15 protein-coding genes, 1 tRNA gene and 1 pseudogene are annotated in these 16,217 nt (G+C 42.0%); 9 read left to right on the top strand and 8 right to left on the bottom strand.

Annotation, left to right across the window (positions count from 1 at the left end; all coding sequences use genetic code 11):
* Positions 1–165 precede the first annotated feature (165 nt).
* On the bottom strand, positions 166–978 hold the full coding sequence (locus IEE84_RS10905) for a M48 family metallopeptidase (protein ID WP_057761502.1): 813 nt from the start codon (positions 976–978) through the stop codon (positions 166–168).
* Positions 979–1,508: 530 nt separating this feature from the next.
* Here IEE84_RS10905 and IEE84_RS10900 point away from each other — a divergent pair.
* A tRNA-Gly gene (locus tag IEE84_RS10900) sits at positions 1,509–1,583 on the top strand.
* 210 nt (positions 1,584–1,793) lie between these two features.
* The gene (locus tag IEE84_RS10895; RefSeq protein WP_191114184.1) at positions 1,794–3,200 is read left to right on the top strand and encodes a Na+/H+ antiporter NhaC family protein; all 1,407 of its coding nucleotides are present in this window, start codon (positions 1,794–1,796) and stop codon (positions 3,198–3,200) included.
* Positions 3,201–3,234: 34 nt separating this feature from the next.
* On the opposite strand, the gene IEE84_RS10890 is transcribed toward IEE84_RS10895, so the two are convergent.
* The gene (locus IEE84_RS10890) at positions 3,235–4,140 is read right to left on the bottom strand and encodes a LysR family transcriptional regulator (protein ID WP_191114183.1); all 906 of its coding nucleotides are present in this window, start codon (positions 4,138–4,140) and stop codon (positions 3,235–3,237) included.
* 137 nt (positions 4,141–4,277) lie between these two features.
* Here IEE84_RS10890 and IEE84_RS10885 point away from each other — a divergent pair, with 137 nt between their 5' ends.
* The 3 genes from IEE84_RS10885 to IEE84_RS10875 all read left to right on the top strand — a co-directional run bounded on the left by IEE84_RS10885 (position 4,278) and on the right by IEE84_RS10875 (position 6,439).
* Positions 4,278–4,658, top strand: a complete 381-nt coding sequence (locus IEE84_RS10885) for a DoxX family protein (RefSeq protein WP_191114182.1) — start codon at positions 4,278–4,280, stop codon at positions 4,656–4,658.
* Positions 4,659–5,004: 346 nt separating this feature from the next.
* A complete protein-coding gene (locus IEE84_RS10880) occupies positions 5,005–5,718 on the top strand; it encodes a pirin family protein (protein ID WP_191114181.1) in 714 nt (237 codons plus the stop codon).
* Between the two features lie 109 nt (positions 5,719–5,827).
* Positions 5,828–6,439, top strand: coding sequence for a nitroreductase family protein (locus IEE84_RS10875; protein ID WP_057761493.1), 612 nt, complete (start codon positions 5,828–5,830; stop codon positions 6,437–6,439).
* A gap of 198 nt (positions 6,440–6,637) precedes the next feature.
* On the opposite strand, the gene IEE84_RS10870 is transcribed toward IEE84_RS10875, so the two are convergent.
* From IEE84_RS10870 to nadR, 4 genes and pseudogenes are all read right to left on the bottom strand, one after another.
* Positions 6,638–7,072, bottom strand: coding sequence for an Mpo1 family 2-hydroxy fatty acid dioxygenase (locus tag IEE84_RS10870; RefSeq protein ID WP_102091859.1), 435 nt, complete (start codon positions 7,070–7,072; stop codon positions 6,638–6,640).
* A 221-nt stretch (positions 7,073–7,293) separates the two neighbouring features.
* A pseudogene (pnuC, locus tag IEE84_RS10865) lies at positions 7,294–7,803 on the bottom strand (nicotinamide riboside transporter PnuC); the annotation flags it as partial.
* 259 nt (positions 7,804–8,062) lie between these two features.
* Positions 8,063–8,794: a nicotinamide riboside transporter PnuC gene (gene pnuC / locus IEE84_RS10860; RefSeq protein ID WP_191114180.1), complete on the bottom strand. Its 732-nt coding sequence runs from the start codon at positions 8,792–8,794 to the stop codon at positions 8,063–8,065.
* A gap of 162 nt (positions 8,795–8,956) precedes the next feature.
* On the bottom strand, positions 8,957–10,015 hold the full coding sequence (gene nadR, locus IEE84_RS10855; RefSeq protein WP_191114179.1) for a multifunctional transcriptional regulator/nicotinamide-nucleotide adenylyltransferase/ribosylnicotinamide kinase NadR: 1,059 nt from the start codon (positions 10,013–10,015) through the stop codon (positions 8,957–8,959).
* Positions 10,016–10,760: 745 nt separating this feature from the next.
* On the opposite strand from nadR, the gene IEE84_RS10850 reads away from it, so the two are divergent.
* Positions 10,761–10,973, top strand: coding sequence for a PspC domain-containing protein (locus tag IEE84_RS10850; protein WP_057761485.1), 213 nt, complete (start codon positions 10,761–10,763; stop codon positions 10,971–10,973).
* A gap of 409 nt (positions 10,974–11,382) precedes the next feature.
* Positions 11,383–12,372, top strand: coding sequence for a glycine--tRNA ligase subunit alpha (glyQ, locus tag IEE84_RS10845; RefSeq protein ID WP_224738019.1), 990 nt, complete (start codon positions 11,383–11,385; stop codon positions 12,370–12,372).
* An 8-nt stretch (positions 12,373–12,380) separates the two neighbouring features.
* On the opposite strand, the gene IEE84_RS10840 is transcribed toward glyQ, so the two are convergent.
* A complete protein-coding gene (locus IEE84_RS10840; protein WP_191114178.1) occupies positions 12,381–12,839 on the bottom strand; it encodes a DUF6998 domain-containing protein in 459 nt (152 codons plus the stop codon).
* Between the two features lie 120 nt (positions 12,840–12,959).
* On the opposite strand from IEE84_RS10840, the gene glyS reads away from it, so the two are divergent.
* Positions 12,960–15,053: a glycine--tRNA ligase subunit beta gene (gene glyS / locus IEE84_RS10835; RefSeq protein WP_191114177.1), complete on the top strand. Its 2,094-nt coding sequence runs from the start codon at positions 12,960–12,962 to the stop codon at positions 15,051–15,053.
* Between the two features lie 298 nt (positions 15,054–15,351).
* Positions 15,352–15,642, top strand: a complete 291-nt coding sequence (locus tag IEE84_RS10830; RefSeq protein ID WP_224737782.1) for a hypothetical protein — start codon at positions 15,352–15,354, stop codon at positions 15,640–15,642.
* 78 nt (positions 15,643–15,720) lie between these two features.
* Here the strand turns inward: IEE84_RS10830 and IEE84_RS10825 are convergent, their stop codons facing one another.
* Entirely contained in the window at positions 15,721–16,182 is a 462-nt protein-coding gene (locus tag IEE84_RS10825) for a cell division protein ZapA (protein ID WP_191114176.1), read from the bottom strand.
* Between the last annotated feature and the right edge of the window lie 35 nt (positions 16,183–16,217).

Below are 16,217 nucleotides of genomic sequence, written 5' to 3'. Positions count from 1 at the left end.
CCCTGCCGATTACAGTGCTTATCAACTACAATGCTTGTCAATTATAAAGCCTGTAATGTCTGGCTATAACTAAAAAAAGCAAAGCACAACGCTTTGGCTGCACTTTGCTTCTATGATATCTAAATGCGTACTGCTGAAGTTTAAAAGTCGCTAATTAGCTACTTATCAGCGGCGCGACTGTTGATATAGAGGCGTAACTTTTGGCATCAATGACTGTAACTCTGCGATACGGCTGCTGCTCGTTGGGTGAGTGCTGAGGAATTGTGGTGGCTCACCTTGGCTTGCTTTTTGCATTTTTTGCCAAAGCGTAACAGCCGCCTGAGGGTTATAACCTGCACGTGCCATCAGCTCAAGACCGATCTGATCAGCTTCACTTTCTTGAGTGCGGCTGTGGGGTAGGCTCAAGCCTAAATTACCCGCAGTACCAGCTAACTCAGCCTGTCCTTGTGATAAGCCAAATATACTGGCCGCAAGACCGATACCAGTTTGGGTTGCATACTCGCGTGATAGACGCTCGCGCGAATGCTCACGTAGTGCATGAGAGATTTCATGACCCATGATGGCAGCAATCTCATCATCAGTGAGGTTCAGACGATCGATGATGCCTGAATAAAACATGATCTTACCACCTGGCACCACAAATGCATTCAAATCGTTAGACTTGATGGTGTGTACTTCCCATTGCCATTTGGCTGCATCAGCGCGGTAGACGCCAACTTGACCAACCAAGCGATTCGCAATATTTTTCAAGCGGTTTAGCTGAGCAGTGTTGGTATCTAGCACACCTTTTGATTTTGCGTCTTGTATTGTTTTGGCATAGCTTTGGGCAGACAGTGCCAATACTTGCTCACTAGACACTAATAGCAACTGCTGACGATCAACACCAACTGCGCCAGAATTGGTAGTGCTGGTACAACCAGTTAAGGTGAGTGCTGACAACGAAGCGGCCATCACTGTCGTGGTTAATAACTTCTTCATAAAAATATCCTCTCTATAAGATGGAAAAACATAAAGTCAAACAAGTTAAAAAATAGTGCAGCAGATGTGGGAGCCGTGTTTATTAATCTTTTAGTAGTGCTCATTTATCCGCTTAAACAGTAAAAGTCTACCTTAACTGCCATTGGACATAAGTATAATAATGTTAACCACCTAAAACCAAGATAGGAAAAGTAACAATAAAGCGTATGATTGTAAGTGCGATATCTTTTTATTAGAGTGTAAATAGTGAGTTTTTACTTTATCGATTGTCTTATGACCACTATGAAGCTAAAGGAAGTAGAGCTCAGACTTAAAGTTCTATAATTAATGTGAAATATTTTTCATTTAATTGAAATTAATTCCTGTTTTTAAATCAATTGCTTATGTTGATTTATCCGATAAAAAGGGCATTTAGCTAAAAATATTAGAAATAAATTCTAAAAAAGGTGTTGACACCCACAGAATATTTGCTAAAATAGCCAGCCTATCGAGACGGAGTAGTTGTTAACAACACTACGGATTGATACTAAGCGGGAATAGCTCAGTGGTAGAGCATAACCTTGCCAAGGTTGGGGTCGAGAGTTCGAATCTCTTTTCCCGCTCCAAATATGGCTTGAAAAAGCGCAAATAGCCTCACTTCACAGTGAGGCTTTTTTTTATGTGTAAAATCTGTCCTAAGTCAGCTAATAGTGGAAATATAGAAAGTAACGCCCGACGCTAACTATCAGCAAGACAGAAATTATCACTATTGAAAAACAGATGCGCACATACTAATACCTGAACGAATTAAACCTATAGCAACATAAGGGCATCCAATGCCACCAAAACCGCTTACATTAATCAGCGCCAAGCTCGCCTTTATCATATCCGCCATCGTCATCGGTATCATGGGCATCACCATGATAGGCTTTGGCTGGGTGCCGCACCTGTCTCTTATTCTAGCTATTTGTGTGTTACTGGCTATCGGTATGTACAAAGGACTCAGCTTTGATGACATGCAAGCGCAAATGGCCTCAGGTGTCATGCGCGGTATTGGTGCCATCTATTTGTTCTTCTTTATCGGACTGATGGTTGCGGCTTTGATGATGTCAGGTGCTATACCTACACTCATGTATGTAGGCTTTCAGCTTATCTCGCCTGAGTATTACTATATCTCTGCCTTTATCTTGACCTCTATTATTGGTATTGCTTTGGGTAGTAGTTTGACGACTGCAGCTACCTTGGGCGTGGCGTTTATTGGCATGAGTAATGCCTTTGATGCCAATGTGGCGATAGCGGCGGGGGCAGTGGTATCAGGTGCATTCTTTGGTGATAAGATGTCTCCTTTGTCTGATACTTGTACGATTGCGTCTTCTGTCGTTGGTATCGATCTGTTTGAGCACATTCGCAATATGATGTATACAACAGTCCCTGCGTGGATACTGACGGTGATCTTATTTTGGATGTTCTCCGGACAGACGACCAGTGCTGATCTAAGTCAAGTGACCATATTGCAAGGTCAGTTAATAGACAGTGGTTTGGTACATGGATATTCGGTATTACCCTTTATCGTATTAGTCGGATTGGCACTGTTTCGCGTCAATGCGATTTATACGATTATTTGTACGATTGCCGCGGCATTGATTATTACTTATGTACACAGTTCACCAAGCTTTGGTCAACTGGGCGGCTATCTGTTTGCAGGCTATGCACCTGCTGAGTCATTAGAGTTAGGTGAGGTGGGTGGTATGCTGTCGCGCGGCGGTGTACAGAGTATGTTTTTCACTCAGGCGATTGTGATACTGGCATTGAGTTTGGGCGGGTTACTAACGGCACTAGGGATTCTACCAGCACTGCTATCTGGTATTAAAGACACACTGACGACATCAGGGCGAGCTATCTTTGCGGCAGCGATGTCGGCACTGAGCATTAACGTGCTGATTGGTGAGCAGTATTTGAGTATTCTACTATCAGGTACGGCATTTCGGTTAACGTTTGAGCGCTTACACTTACATCCAAAGAATTTGTCGCGGACGATTGAGGATGCAGGAACGGTGATTAATCCGCTGGTACCTTGGAGTGTGTGCGGGGTGTTTATCAGTCAGGCGTTAGGGGTGCCAGTATTGGACTACTTGCCTTATGCGTTCTTCTGCTATTTGTCGCTGCTATTGACGCTGCTATTCGGGTTTACGGGGCTGACGATTAGTAGAGTAGAAGAGGGGAAGGTGACCCAAAATCAATAGCAATTGATATCGTTAGGAATAACAGAAACATGGGCTAATACTGATCCCAGTACGGATTATCACCGAATTGCTCGGCAATAAAATCAATCAAGTAACGACAACGCTGTGACAAAAAACGATTTTTTGGGTAAACGGCATAAGCGGTTAGGGTTGGCAGTTGATAGTGTTTGAAGACAGGTACCAGCTCGCCCAGCGCCAGTTGTTTATAAGCAATAAAAGTCGGCACAAAAGTAATGCCATGACCTTTAACTGCTAAGTCCACTAAGAACTCACCATTGGTGGCTTTGATTTTGGCATCTATCGTACGATGATGACTTCTGCCTTCTGTATCCACCAAGTTTATACTATTGGTTTGACCGAGACTGTATTGCAACAGCGCATGGTTGTCTAAATCGTCTAGCGTCTCAGGCGTGCCCATTTTTGCCAAATAATCAGGACTGGCGCAAATCACACAACGAATCAATGCCAACTTTTTTGCTTGATAGCTAGAATCTTGTAGCTCTCCGATTCGAATGGCCAGCTCATAACCTTCTTCAATCAAATCGATACGTCGGTCAGAAAAATCCAGATCGAATCTCAGATTGGGATGTTTATTGGCGTATTTATCAATTACATCGTTCAGATGCATGAGTCCAAAGGACAACGGCGCTGTCATTTTTAGCGTACCTTCAATACGCATAGGAGCGTCAGTAGCATGCTCATTGACAGCGTCAACCGCACGCAAGATATTATTCACTTGCTGATAATATTGCTCACCAGCTTGCGTCAATTTAGATTGGCGGGTAGTACGGCTAATTAATTGACTGCCTAAACGCTCTTCCAATTCTTTAAGTCGGCGACTGACGGCTGATTTTGCAATATTTAACTGCTCAGCAGCCTTGGTAATACTACCTGCCTCAACAATGCGTACAAACATCGCCATGTCTTCTAATTGACCCATTATCGATGCCTCATGATTGTTCTTACCCCAAGAACTTATATTTGTGATTATTGCTGTTTATCCCATGCTAGTCAACGCCTATAATCGCGCTATTCTCTACTTAGAGACATGATCAAACACACTTTTGGAGCATCATTATGGACAAATTACAGCAATTTAGCGCACCGCTCGGTCGTCTATTATTATCAATCATTTTCATCTTTGCAGGCATTGGTAAAATCACAGATTATGCGACTACTCAAGGCTATATGGAGTCAGTAGGTGTGCCTGGTATGTTATTACCATTGGTAATCGCGTTTGAGGTACTAGGTGGTATCGCTATCTTGCTAGGTTATAAAGCTCTCCCAATTGCTTTCTTGTTTGCCGGGTTTAGCATCGTGTCAGCTATTATTTTTCATCAGTTCTGGACTGACGAATCACAGATGATCTCATTTATGAAAAATATTTCGATCGCAGGTGGGTTTTTGATGATTTTTGCTCATGGTGCGGGTGCTTACTCAATAGACAATAAGCGATAAGCAAGCAGTAGCTGATCTACCTCTTATACGCTTACGAAGAACAATCATAAAGGGGTAGTTTCAAATAAAGAGCATCATGAACATTTTCACAGAAAATCTCAACATCAGACAGTTTTTTATATAAGCATAACTTAAAGTAATTTATATAAAATTAGCTGTGCTAATATATGTAAAAGATCTGTAGTGCGTTAAAACCGCTCTGATTGTTCTATAAAAAAGAATAGTTAATTGCATTTAGCGTTGTTTATCTATGTAGAATTAATAATTATAATAAGCCCATTGTTTAAATAGATTAATCGATAATAAGTATATAGAGGATTAATCTGTTGATAGCTAAGGATAAATTATGAAAACAATCTATCATGCAGCAGACTCACGTGGCGATGCCAATCATGGCTGGCTTAAAAGCAGACATACCTTTAGCTTTGCCAATTATCATAATCCTGAGCGTATGGGCTTTGGTGCCTTACGTGTTATTAATGATGACTTTGTCATTGGCGGTCAGGGGTTTGGCAATCACTCGCACCGTAACATGGAGATTATCAGTATTCCTCTATCCGGCAAGCTCGCTCACGGCGATAGTATCGGCAACGAGGGCGTCATAGAAACTGGTGAAATTCAAGTGATGTCAGCGGGTACAGGCATTATCCATAGTGAAATGAACGGTGACGATGCAGAGGCTGTGAGGTTTTTGCAGATTTGGGTGATACCAAACAAAATGGATGTCGCACCGCGTTATCAGCAAGTGCATATGGGTGATATCATGCGACCTAACGAGTTTAGCCAAGTGCTATCACCTAATGCCGATGATGCAGGTGTTTGGATTCATCAAGATGCTTGGTTTAGCATGGGTAGTTTTGACGAAGGTATATCGCAAACTTATCAGTTAAATGTCTCTAACAACGGTGTCTACGTATTTGTCATCAGTGGTGAAGTCGTGATAGATGGCCAAGTCCTGTCTATTCGTGACGGCCTTTGCATTTGGGATACTCAGAGCTTTACGATGGACGCAACAGTAGCTAGCCGTGTGCTAGTGATGGAAGTACCGCTATTTATGTAGTCATCGGATAGCAAAGTGCTTTATCAATTAAAGTACTCTTACCAATAAATATTAACGCTAAAAATTACTCTTATTAATAACTATTTTACTAACAACATGGAGAAACACTATGTCAGATTTAACAACACTACAGCAGCTAGCAGAGAAACGTCGTTCTATCTATGCGCTAAGCAACCAACTGCCAGTAGCTAACGACGAAATCGTAAAAATAGTTGAGCATGCTATTTTGCATACGCCATCGTCTTTTAACTCGCAATCGACGCGTATCGTTGTATTGTTTGGCGATGACCATCGTAAGTTGTGGGACATGACCGAAGATACGTTACGCGAAATCGTTGGTGACGAAGAGAAGTTCAAATCGACCAAAGAGCGTGTCAATGGTTTCCGTAACGGTGCTGGTACGGTGCTGTTTTTTGAAGATCAAGCAGTCGTCAGAGGCATGCAAGAAGCAGCGCCACTATATGCTGATAACTTCCCAATCTGGGCAAGTCAAACCAGTGCCATGCATCAGTATGTTATCTGGACGGCACTAGCCAGTATCGATGTTGGCGCAAACTTACAGCACTACAATCCAGTAATCGATCAAAAAGTAGCTAGCGCTTGGGATATCGATAAAGACTGGACGCTAAATGCACAATTGGTATTTGGAACGATCGAGCAGCCAGCGGGTGAAAAAGCATTTAAGCCAGTCGAAGAGCGTATGAAAGTTTTTGGTGCGTAAGATAGGGTAGTCTATTTTATATAGTCCTAAAATCTTAATAGCCCCAAAAGTTTACGTAAAACAAAAAGCGCCACTCAGTAATTTCTGGGTGGCGTTTTTTTATTGGTAATATTTTCTTATTGAGGGTGAGAATTGTAGAGGTTATCAATAGCCTACAGCTAAGCTAGGTTCCTGCAGAAATTACGCAGAGATTGACAACTATTTACGCTGCATCAAACTGTTAGCCACCCATGCTGGACCAATTAACAAAAACTGTAGATCCTTAAAGAAAGAAGGTTTTTTGCCTTCGATTTTATGCCCTATGAACTGGCCAATCCATGCAACGACAAATACCGCTGCCCACGCTTTAAAGCCCCATGGCATCGCTGCCATCACTGATAGACAGATAAGAATAAACATCCCCATGGCTAAAAACAGTGGCGTAGATAAACGCATATAGAATAATAATACCAATGCGCTTAATACCAAGGTAAACCACACGGATAGTGACATGCCCATACCTAGCAGGCTGACAAAGATCGTCGGCACACATAGCCAATGGATTTTTTTATTGACCAAGTTTTGATGACTGACCGAGTACTCACTAAGCCATTGCTCTAGCGTACGTTTGGACATTTTTGGTTGACGAGACATACTAACCTCCCTGTTAGTAAATAAGATGAGTAACTCATACTAGCTAATGGACTCGCTACTGATCTCAGTATGAATATGATTGTTAATATCAGTTGTAGCACTAATTACGCCTGTCTACCATGTTATCTGATAGACGGCACAGTCAAGTTCACTCGTACTATGGGTGCTATATCAGCAAGGTTTTATTCAAACTTTCAAGGGGTTTTTCTATAGGAGACATATTATCCTTGCTCGCTGCGATGCCATTCATAAAGACCGATAAAGGCGTTTACTTGATACACCATAGTCTGAATAGCAAAGATATAGTTGCCAGACATGAGGTTCACGATGAGCCAGACAAAGTTGACGATAATCCACAACCACCAGTTAAATGAATAACGCAGAATCATAGCTGCCTGAGCGGTAATAGAAAGCACAAAGGCAATGACGTTAATCCAAAAGAAAGAGATAAATCCCAAAAACAGACTACTATCATCCTCTACGACCGCATAGCCATAGCTCGCTAATAAATCATTTATCGTGGGAAACAAGGCAAGACCAACGATGATGAAGGTAGCGGGAATCAACCAAACAGCTTTACTTGCTGATTTAGGTATCATGTCGCCATCAGGATCGGTGTGCTTCGACCAGTAAAAAATACCGTAAACATGGGTAAAAAAGTTAAATAATGGAGCAAGCATTAAGCCTACTGCGCCAGACGTTGCCTGTACGATAACCTCCCCTGCGGTTGCTCTAGCGTACGTTTGGACATTTTTGGTTGACGAGACATACTAACCTCCCTGTTAGTAAATAAGATGAGTAACTCATACTAGCTAATGGACTCGCTACTAATCTCAGTATGAAGACAATTGTTAATATCAGTTGTAGCACTAATTGCGCCTGTCTACCACGTTATCTGATAGACGGCACAGTCAATTTCAATCGTACTATTGATACTATATCAGCAAGATTTTATTCAAACTTCCAAGGGGTTTTTCTATAGGAGACGCATTATCCTTGCTCGCTGCGATGCCACTCATAAAGGCCGATAAAGGCGTTTACTTGATACACCATAGTCTGAATAGCAAAGATATAGTTGCCAGACATCAGATTCACAATGAGCCAGACAAAATTGACGATAATCCACAACCACCAGTTAAACGAATAACGCAGAATCATAGCTGCCTGAGCGGTAATAGAAAGAACAAAGGCAATGACGTTAATCCAAAAGAAAGAGATAAATCCCAAAAACAGACTACTATCATCCTGTACCACCGCATAACCATAGCTTGCTAATAAATCATTTATCGTGGGAAACAAGGCAAGGCCAATAATAATAAATGCAGCAGTGATTAACCAAACAGCTTTACTCGCTGATTTGGGTATCATGTCGCCATCAGGATCGGTGTGTTTGGACCAATAAAAGATACCGTAAACATGGGTAAAAAAGTTAAATAGTGGAGCAAGCATCAAACCAACTGCGCCAGACGTTGCCTGCACAATGACTTCGCCAGCCGTTGCCCCCATACCAAAGCCATTGCCCATGACGTTTTTGCGGAATGATAACGAGACCACGCAAACCAAACCAATGAACGAGACCGCTAAATAAAACCAGTCAAGCGTGGTATGGTCTGTCGTGAGCCAAAAACCTGCGGATAAGGCAATGACACCGCAAATAAACCAAATGATAATCCATTGCATCGCCCATTTTCCGGTGATGTTGTCCAATAGCTGAATACGCATCGCTTTTCCCCTAAAGTAAATACTGATATCAATATAGTGCTAACTGTCATGTATTAGTTAAACAACGTGTGCTAGTTGAATAACATGTGCTAGTTGAATAACATGTGCTAGTTGAATAACATGTGCTAGTGAATAAATTATTATAAATATGCTCAGTACAGTTTATGATTTTTTGCCATAGATATATTGATCAATCAATAACAATGCTTGCTGGTAGCGAGCGTCATAGTCGGGCTGATCGATCATATGCGGCGTAATATCGTGACGCGCAAAAATATCTATCAAACGCTGCTCAAAGCGTCCACGCGCTTCAGGCGTACCCAAAGATCGCATACCATCATCGACCCATGGCGTATTGTTATCTAGCATGATGGTGTGGTCTAAACGAAACTCATCAATACAAGCAGCCACAAAAGGATGCGTGCGACCCTCGTATTCTTCACAAAATGCTTGCGTAGTGACAAAGTCAGTATCAACGATGGTGATAGGGGCAGTTGCATTGGCTTTAGCTTCTCGGATTGCCTCAGCATGGTCGAGACAAATAGGGCCATAATCACTGTACTGTAATCCAACCTCGCTACCACCCAAATCTGTACCGACATACAGACGGCCCATTTCTAGGGCAAAGCTGGCACCATAATAGTTGGCAAGCTTATGGACTAGCGTTGTCTTGCCTGAGCTTTCACCGCCGACGATAGCGATAGTCTTGGTATAGTCGACGCGCGCTTGCGGATGAAGTTCTGACCAATGGGCGACTGGATCATGAGCGATGGCATAAGAGTCAAATTCAGACTGTAGCGGCGTAGTAACGACTGGTAAAAGCAGCTGCTCTTGTATGTCATTGCGAGTGAGCGGATGGTTTTCCGCCATAAACAATACAGTCTCTGCTGATAGTGATAGTGCGTCCATTAAGCGTTGCAATTTGGCATTACTAGCAGCGACATCGATACTGACATCATCACTGGCACTATACAGATGTTCGTGCAGCGGTAGCTCGATCTCATGAGTAGTATGAATATGAATAAAGGGTAAATCGGCACAGGCCATCTGTAGCCAGCGCGCTTTGTCTTGTAAGGTGATAGTAAAATCTGGATGAGGCGATGGATGCGCCATAATAACGATATGCAAGGTTTTGGCTTGTCCTGCTGCATCCAATATGCTGCGCATCTGCCCTAAATGCAGCGACTCGAAATGTCCAATCATCAGTCCAGTGTCGTACATAGTTATCCTTATTATTTTTTTATTTTAATCTTAGTGTTCTATCTCTATTCCAAAAAATATGGCTGATGCTGTCTAAGTTAAAGGATCCAAACTAGACATCTATCAAGATCCAAATCAGAAGTCTATTAAGAATCGTAATACCAACCATGTTCTTTACTTCTAATGCTCTTCGTAAAGGTGTTTTTAAATAACAGTTGAGCAGTGTTATAACTTTCATCATAGAACGTCTGAAAACTTAAGTTGCTTATCAGCATGGTATAAAGCTTTTGGAGTATTTGCAGGTGGGTTATTGTAAAAATAAGGTATATCGCACGTACACGGAATCGCACGTTTTTTGATTGAGAATTTCTTAAATGAGCAAAATTGGTTAGTTAAAAGATTATTCAGACTATCAAAAGTTTAACTAAATTTTAGCGTTATGAAGCGAGCTTATCTCTTTGATTAAATTAAAAGTAACAAGATATGTAAAGCTAAATTGCAATGTTATAGCAACAAAGGTGGTTTTGAAACATTTTGAAATAACTATTTAAAATCAGGGGCTTGCAAGGTGCGATGACAGATTAGGGTAAGCTTGAGTAGCATAAACTCACAAAGTACTGCTATACCTTCAACAGATAAATCCTGAATTATTGATATACTAATTCGTAAGTTAGCAAAGCAAGATAATGTTTTGGCTAAATACGTAAGACAATCAGAAAAATAGAATAAAAAATAAACAAGAATAGAAAATAGAGAGGTATTTGATTTGGCTAAGTTAGCAAAATTACATCGCTCACCAAACAATCGCATGATAGCAGGTGTGATGGGTGGCATTGCAGAGTATGCTGGTTGGTCGCCAACATGGGTGAGAGTATTATTCGTAATCATCTCATCGTTAAGCGCAGCAGTACCAGGCATTTTGATTTATATCATCCTATGGATAATTATGCCAAAAGCCAATAGTCAGTCTTATCAATAATAGGAGCCTGATAGGCATTTTTAAAATTAGGTTTTTTGAACCAGTTAAAGAGTCAAGTTTAAGTTAGACGTAGTTGCTAAAAACAGTAGACCTCCAAAAAATAAAAAGCCTGATCAATCAGGATGCCCAAGATACAATTTTCCTCCTGCCCGAATGCTAGCGCATTTGGGTATTTTTTTATTTATTGTATTAGTGCGACTTCCATGATGATTTGCCTAAAAATACGCTATACAACCGAGGTTTTATGCTCACTATGCAAATTTAGTTGATGTAAATATGGATAAAATAGTCAATTTTTAGTAAGGTGAGCAGGCAGATAGAGTCGTTGCCGAATAGGTCGCGCGAGCGCTATCAGAGATTTATTTAATAATACTCATTTCACAGTGGCTTTACTATGAAAACCGAAACTATGACATCCCAAGCGATAACCTCGATGACACAAGATAAAGACTCTCAACCGATGACTTTTCAAGATTTAATCTTAACTTTGCAAAATTATTGGGCCGATAAAGGCTGCGTGGTATTGCAGCCCTACGACATGGAAGTCGGTGCAGGTACTTTTCATACCGCGACGTTTTTGCGCTCGTTAGGTCCTGAGCGTTGGAATGCAGCGTATGTACAGCCATCACGTCGTCCTACTGACGGGCGCTATGGTGATAACCCGAACCGCCTGCAGCATTATTATCAGTTCCAAGTCGTGCTAAAGCCAAACCCACCGAACATCCAAGAGCTGTATTTGGACTCACTACGAGCCATTGGTATTGATCCATTGGTGCATGATGTGCGTTTTGTAGAAGACAACTGGGAATCGCCAACGCTTGGTGCATGGGGACTTGGTTGGGAGATTTGGCTAAACGGTATGGAAGTCACGCAGTTTACGTACTTCCAGCAAGTCGGTGGCATTGAATGTTTCCCAGTCACTGGCGAAATCACTTACGGGCTTGAGCGTTTGGCCATGTATGTACAAGGCGTTGATAGCGTTTATGATTTGGTCTGGGCAGATGGTGAGTTTGGCCGTGTCACGTATGGCGATGTCTTTCATCAAAACGAAGTCGAGCAGTCCACCTACAACTTTGAGCACGCTGATGTACCAATGATGGGCGAGATGTTTGATTTCTATGAGCAACAGGCCGACAAATTGGTCGATGCAGGATTGCCATTGCCAGCTTATGAGATGGTATTAAAAGCATCTCATGCCTTTAACTTGCTTGATGCACGTGGCGCTATTTCAGTGACTGAGCGTCAGCGTTTTATCCTGCGTGTGCGTACGCTTGCTCGTAAGGTTGCCTTTGGTTATGTAGAAGCTCGTGCCAAACTGGGCTTCCCGTTGGCTGATGAAGAGCATCGCCAAGCCGCGCTTGATAAGTATTTGCCAAAAGAAGATGGTGAGAATAAGTAGTTTAAATTCTAGATATTAATCCTATGCACTCGGTCATGGTCGGAAACCATTTCATTGAGTGCTTTGAGTTTAGTAATAGAGATTTGAAACTGACCATTGCTAGGTCGCTTTTTATTTGCAAATTGTTCCCATACAAGTAAGCCTGAGCCATTATATATTTCTTCAAATGTGCCATCTGGCATTATTTTAATAATAATTGCGTGTTCAGGTTCACTTCTAAAGGAAACAGACTTAGATTGGGTGGCTTTTATTTCAACTTTTAAACCGTCTTTCGTTATAGCGTCGTAGCCTTTGTTACTTGCAGGTAATAGTTTCAGATCGTACGCATCTGCTACCAAGCATTCACCCAAGCTACCCACTAAATGACCGTCTGGGGTGAAGTGTCGACCAGGAAACATATTTTCCAGTTCGTTAACGGTATTATAGAGTTGTTTAACTAGAGTCTGTAGTCTTTCATGGTTTATCATTAATGGCTTCACAATATGAAAACAGTGTCCCATGATAATATCATCAACTGTTGATGGCCACGACTTTGCTATAATTCATTCAATTTTTATATAAAAAATTCTTAATAAACCGAGATTGTCATGAGTACTATTCTATTTGAACTGGGGTGTGAAGAGCTACCTCCAAAGAGCCTAAAACCATTACGTGATGCGCTACAAGCCAGTGTTATTGAGCAATTAACAGCAGCAGATATTACCTTTGATAGCATCAAAGCCTTTGCTGCTCCGCGCCGCTTGGCAATTCAGATTCAAGGTATTAGCGATAAGCAGCCTGATCGCACTGAGCAAAAACGCGGACCAGCGATTAAAGCGGCGTTTGATGCAGAGGGTAACCCAACACGTGCGGCCATGGGTTTTGCCAAAGGTTTGGGTATTGAAGCCAGCGAGCTTACGACGATTAATACCGATAAAGGTGACTATGTCGGTTTTGAGCAGACTATCCGTGGTCAAGCGACTACTGAGTTACTGCCTGCTATTTTCCAGACCGCGCTAGATAATTTGCCAATTGCTAAGCGTATGCGCTCAGGTGCTAGCCGTAACGAGTTTGTGCGTCCAGTACAGTGGGCAGTATTGATGCAGGATGATACTGTCATCGATGCTACTATCCAAGGTCATCAGACTAGTACGCAAACGCGTGGTCATCGCTTCCACAGCCCTGACTACCATAACATTGCTCATGCCAATGATTATGAAGAGTTACTAAGTGGTCTAAAAGTAGTGGCAGATTTTGATAAGCGTCAAATGCTGATCAAAAACCAAGTCAAAGCATTGGCAGATGAAGTCAATTCTGATGCCATCGTACCGCAGGATTTGTTAGACGAAGTCACCGCATTGGTCGATTTCCCAATTGCGCTACGAGCAAGCTTTGAAGCGCGCTTTTTACAAGTACCGCAAGAAGCGCTTATCTCGACCATGCAAGCGGATCAAAAGTATTTTTGCTTGACGGATAAGACTGGCAAATTGCAGCCGTATTTTATCTTTATTACCAATATTGAATCAAAAGATCCTAACCAGATTATTGAAGGTAATGAAAAAGTTGTACGTCCACGTTTGGCTGATGCAGAGTTTTTCTTCTTACAAGATCAAAAGCAGCCCTTGTTTGCGCTCACAGAAAGCCTAAAAAATCGCGTATTCCAAGACAAACTGGGTACGATTTGGGAGAAGTCTGAGCGTATTGCTAAATTGGCAGCATTCATCGCCGCGTTGATGCAGCAGCAAGGCCACGATATCAATGTCGATGAAACCGTACGTGCGGGCATTTTGTCTAAAGCAGATTTGGCCAGCTCGCTTGTCGGCGAATACCCTGAATTACAAGGTATCGCAGGTACTTATTATGCGCGTCTAAACGATGAGCCAGAAGCGGTTGCCGCCAGTTTAGAAGAGCAGTATCTGCCGAAATTCAGTGGTGATGTATTGCCACAGACACCGATTGGTATTTGCTTAGCATTGGCTGATCGTTTGGATACATTGGTTGGTATTTTTGCGATTGACCAAGCACCGACAGGTTCAAAGGATCCGTTTAGCTTACGTCGTTCTGCTATTGGTATCTTACGTATTTTGATCGAAAAGCAGTTGCCGATTAATCTGGTTGCGCTCGTTGAGCAAGCGATTAAAGGCTATAGCGATGCTGAAGGTAGTAAGATTGCCAAAATGGGTGATACTTTTACCCAAGTCATGGCCTTCCTAAACTCGCGCTATCGTGCGATGTATACAGAGCAGGGCGTTAGCGTCGATACGATTCAAGCAGTACAAGCGATTAACCCGCATATGCCGCTTGATTTTGATCAGCGTATCCGTGCAGTGCAAGCATTTAGCGAGCTATCACAGGCGTCGATGTTGGCGGATTCAAACAAACGCGTTGCTAATATATTGGCCAAGTCAGAAGTAAGCGTGGCTGATACAGTCGATGAAGCGCTACTGTCTGAACCTGCTGAGCAAAATTTATATGCAAATGTGAAGCAAGCACAGACAGTGGTACAACCATTGCTTGAGCAAGCAGACTATACGCAAGTATTGCAAACGCTGGCTAGCTTAGATGAGCCGTTGACCCAGTTCTTTGATCAAGTAATGGTCAACAGTGAAGATGCTGCGCTTAAAAACAATCGCTTGGCATTGCTCAAACAGGTTCGCGCCTTGTTCTTGACGGTAGCTGATATCAGTGAGCTACAGCTGTAACCCTGATAAAAGCTGATTATTACTTTAACTTGATTATTGTTTTAACTTGACGGTTACTTCTGATAAAAAACCTGGCTTATCATGGCCAGGTTTTTTTGTTGTACAGTTGACTGATTTGTTAGTAGGTTTATCTAGTGGATATAACTCGTCCGTTAACGCAATCAGCAATTAAACGGTAAAGGCATTGTATTATCGCTATTATTGACGGTAAAATTTATGCTATCAAAACGCATCAAATAATCTTATTTAATAGATTTCGTTATTTCTCGCGTTTACCCGTAATCGAAGGAGCACTGCCGTGTTTGCTGTTATTATCGTCATCCTTATTATTTGGGCTTCAATGTGGGCTTTTTATAAGTTTATGTACCCGCGTGCACCTAAGAGTATGATGCCAAAAGAAGGGGATGTGACCACTCCGCGTCAGTGCAATTTCTGTGGCAACAGCTTGGCTGAATATCGCGGTGTACTTGAAACCAAACCAAGTACAGCTACCGATGGCAATGTTGAAGCGAACCAAGAGTTATTTTTTTGCAATTATGAGCATCAGGCAGACTTTCACGCAGGCAAGACCTACACGCCTTATGCATAAATAGATAAATGATTGACCATAAAAAAGCGCCTAACTTTATTGGCTAGGCGCTTATGAGTTTAGTACAGTACGATGCATCTATAGAATAGAATGAGCATCTTTCATGATTTTATTCAGCAATGCCTCAGACTGTTTGTCTTTCTGCAAACGATCTTCATCACTTCTTTGATTGGCATGGATTTTTTCATACAAGTTTAAGCAGCACAGTACCAGTATGCTTTCTTGGCTGAGGCTTGGCGCATCTCTTTTTAAATCGAGCGCATAGTTGTTGATATACGAAACCGCTGACAGTAGCTCTTCTTGCTCATGTACTGGACAAAAGATTGGATAAGTAACACCAGCAATCGCAATATCGACTTTCTTGATTTGTGGTTCTGGTGCTTTAGGTGTCTTGGTATTAGATTGTGCCATGGCGCTTGATATATTTGATGCCGCTGGTGCTGTTTTTTGCGGTGGTACTGGCGCACTTATTACTGGTGCACTTGGCGCTTGAGTATTTTTTGGTTGTTTTTCTATCGATTTGCTTTGGTCATCGGTCATGATAAATCCTACAATGTCTGGTCAGTGAAATGAGT

It is taken from the genome of Psychrobacter sp. 28M-43 (assembly GCF_014770435.1).
In the GTDB taxonomy this organism is placed as follows: Bacteria; Pseudomonadota; Gammaproteobacteria; order Pseudomonadales; family Moraxellaceae; genus Psychrobacter.
This window is presented reverse-complemented; position numbering and strand designations above follow the sequence as displayed.

Bases quoted from the DNA above. Each gene is read 5' to 3' on its own strand.
- IEE84_RS10905 (WP_057761502.1), bottom strand. From the start codon at position 978: ATGAAGAAGTTATTAACCACGACAGTGATGGCCGCTTCGTTGTCAGCA.
- IEE84_RS10895 (WP_191114184.1), top strand. From the start codon at position 1,794: ATGCCACCAAAACCGCTTACATTAATCAGCGCCAAGCTCGCCTTTATC.
- IEE84_RS10890 (WP_191114183.1), bottom strand. From the start codon at position 4,140: ATGGGTCAATTAGAAGACATGGCGATGTTTGTACGCATTGTTGAGGCA.
- IEE84_RS10885 (WP_191114182.1), top strand. From the start codon at position 4,278: ATGGACAAATTACAGCAATTTAGCGCACCGCTCGGTCGTCTATTATTA.
- IEE84_RS10880 (WP_191114181.1), top strand. From the start codon at position 5,005: ATGAAAACAATCTATCATGCAGCAGACTCACGTGGCGATGCCAATCAT.
- IEE84_RS10875 (WP_057761493.1), top strand. From the start codon at position 5,828: ATGTCAGATTTAACAACACTACAGCAGCTAGCAGAGAAACGTCGTTCT.
- IEE84_RS10870 (WP_102091859.1), bottom strand. From the start codon at position 7,072: ATGTCTCGTCAACCAAAAATGTCCAAACGTACGCTAGAGCAATGGCTT.
- pnuC (WP_191114180.1), bottom strand. From the start codon at position 8,794: ATGCGTATTCAGCTATTGGACAACATCACCGGAAAATGGGCGATGCAA.
- nadR (WP_191114179.1), bottom strand. From the start codon at position 10,015: ATGTACGACACTGGACTGATGATTGGACATTTCGAGTCGCTGCATTTA.
- glyQ (WP_224738019.1), top strand. From the start codon at position 11,383: ATGACATCCCAAGCGATAACCTCGATGACACAAGATAAAGACTCTCAA.
- IEE84_RS10840 (WP_191114178.1), bottom strand. From the start codon at position 12,839: ATGATAAACCATGAAAGACTACAGACTCTAGTTAAACAACTCTATAAT.
- glyS (WP_191114177.1), top strand. From the start codon at position 12,960: ATGAGTACTATTCTATTTGAACTGGGGTGTGAAGAGCTACCTCCAAAG.
- IEE84_RS10825 (WP_191114176.1), bottom strand. From the start codon at position 16,182: ATGACCGATGACCAAAGCAAATCGATAGAAAAACAACCAAAAAATACT.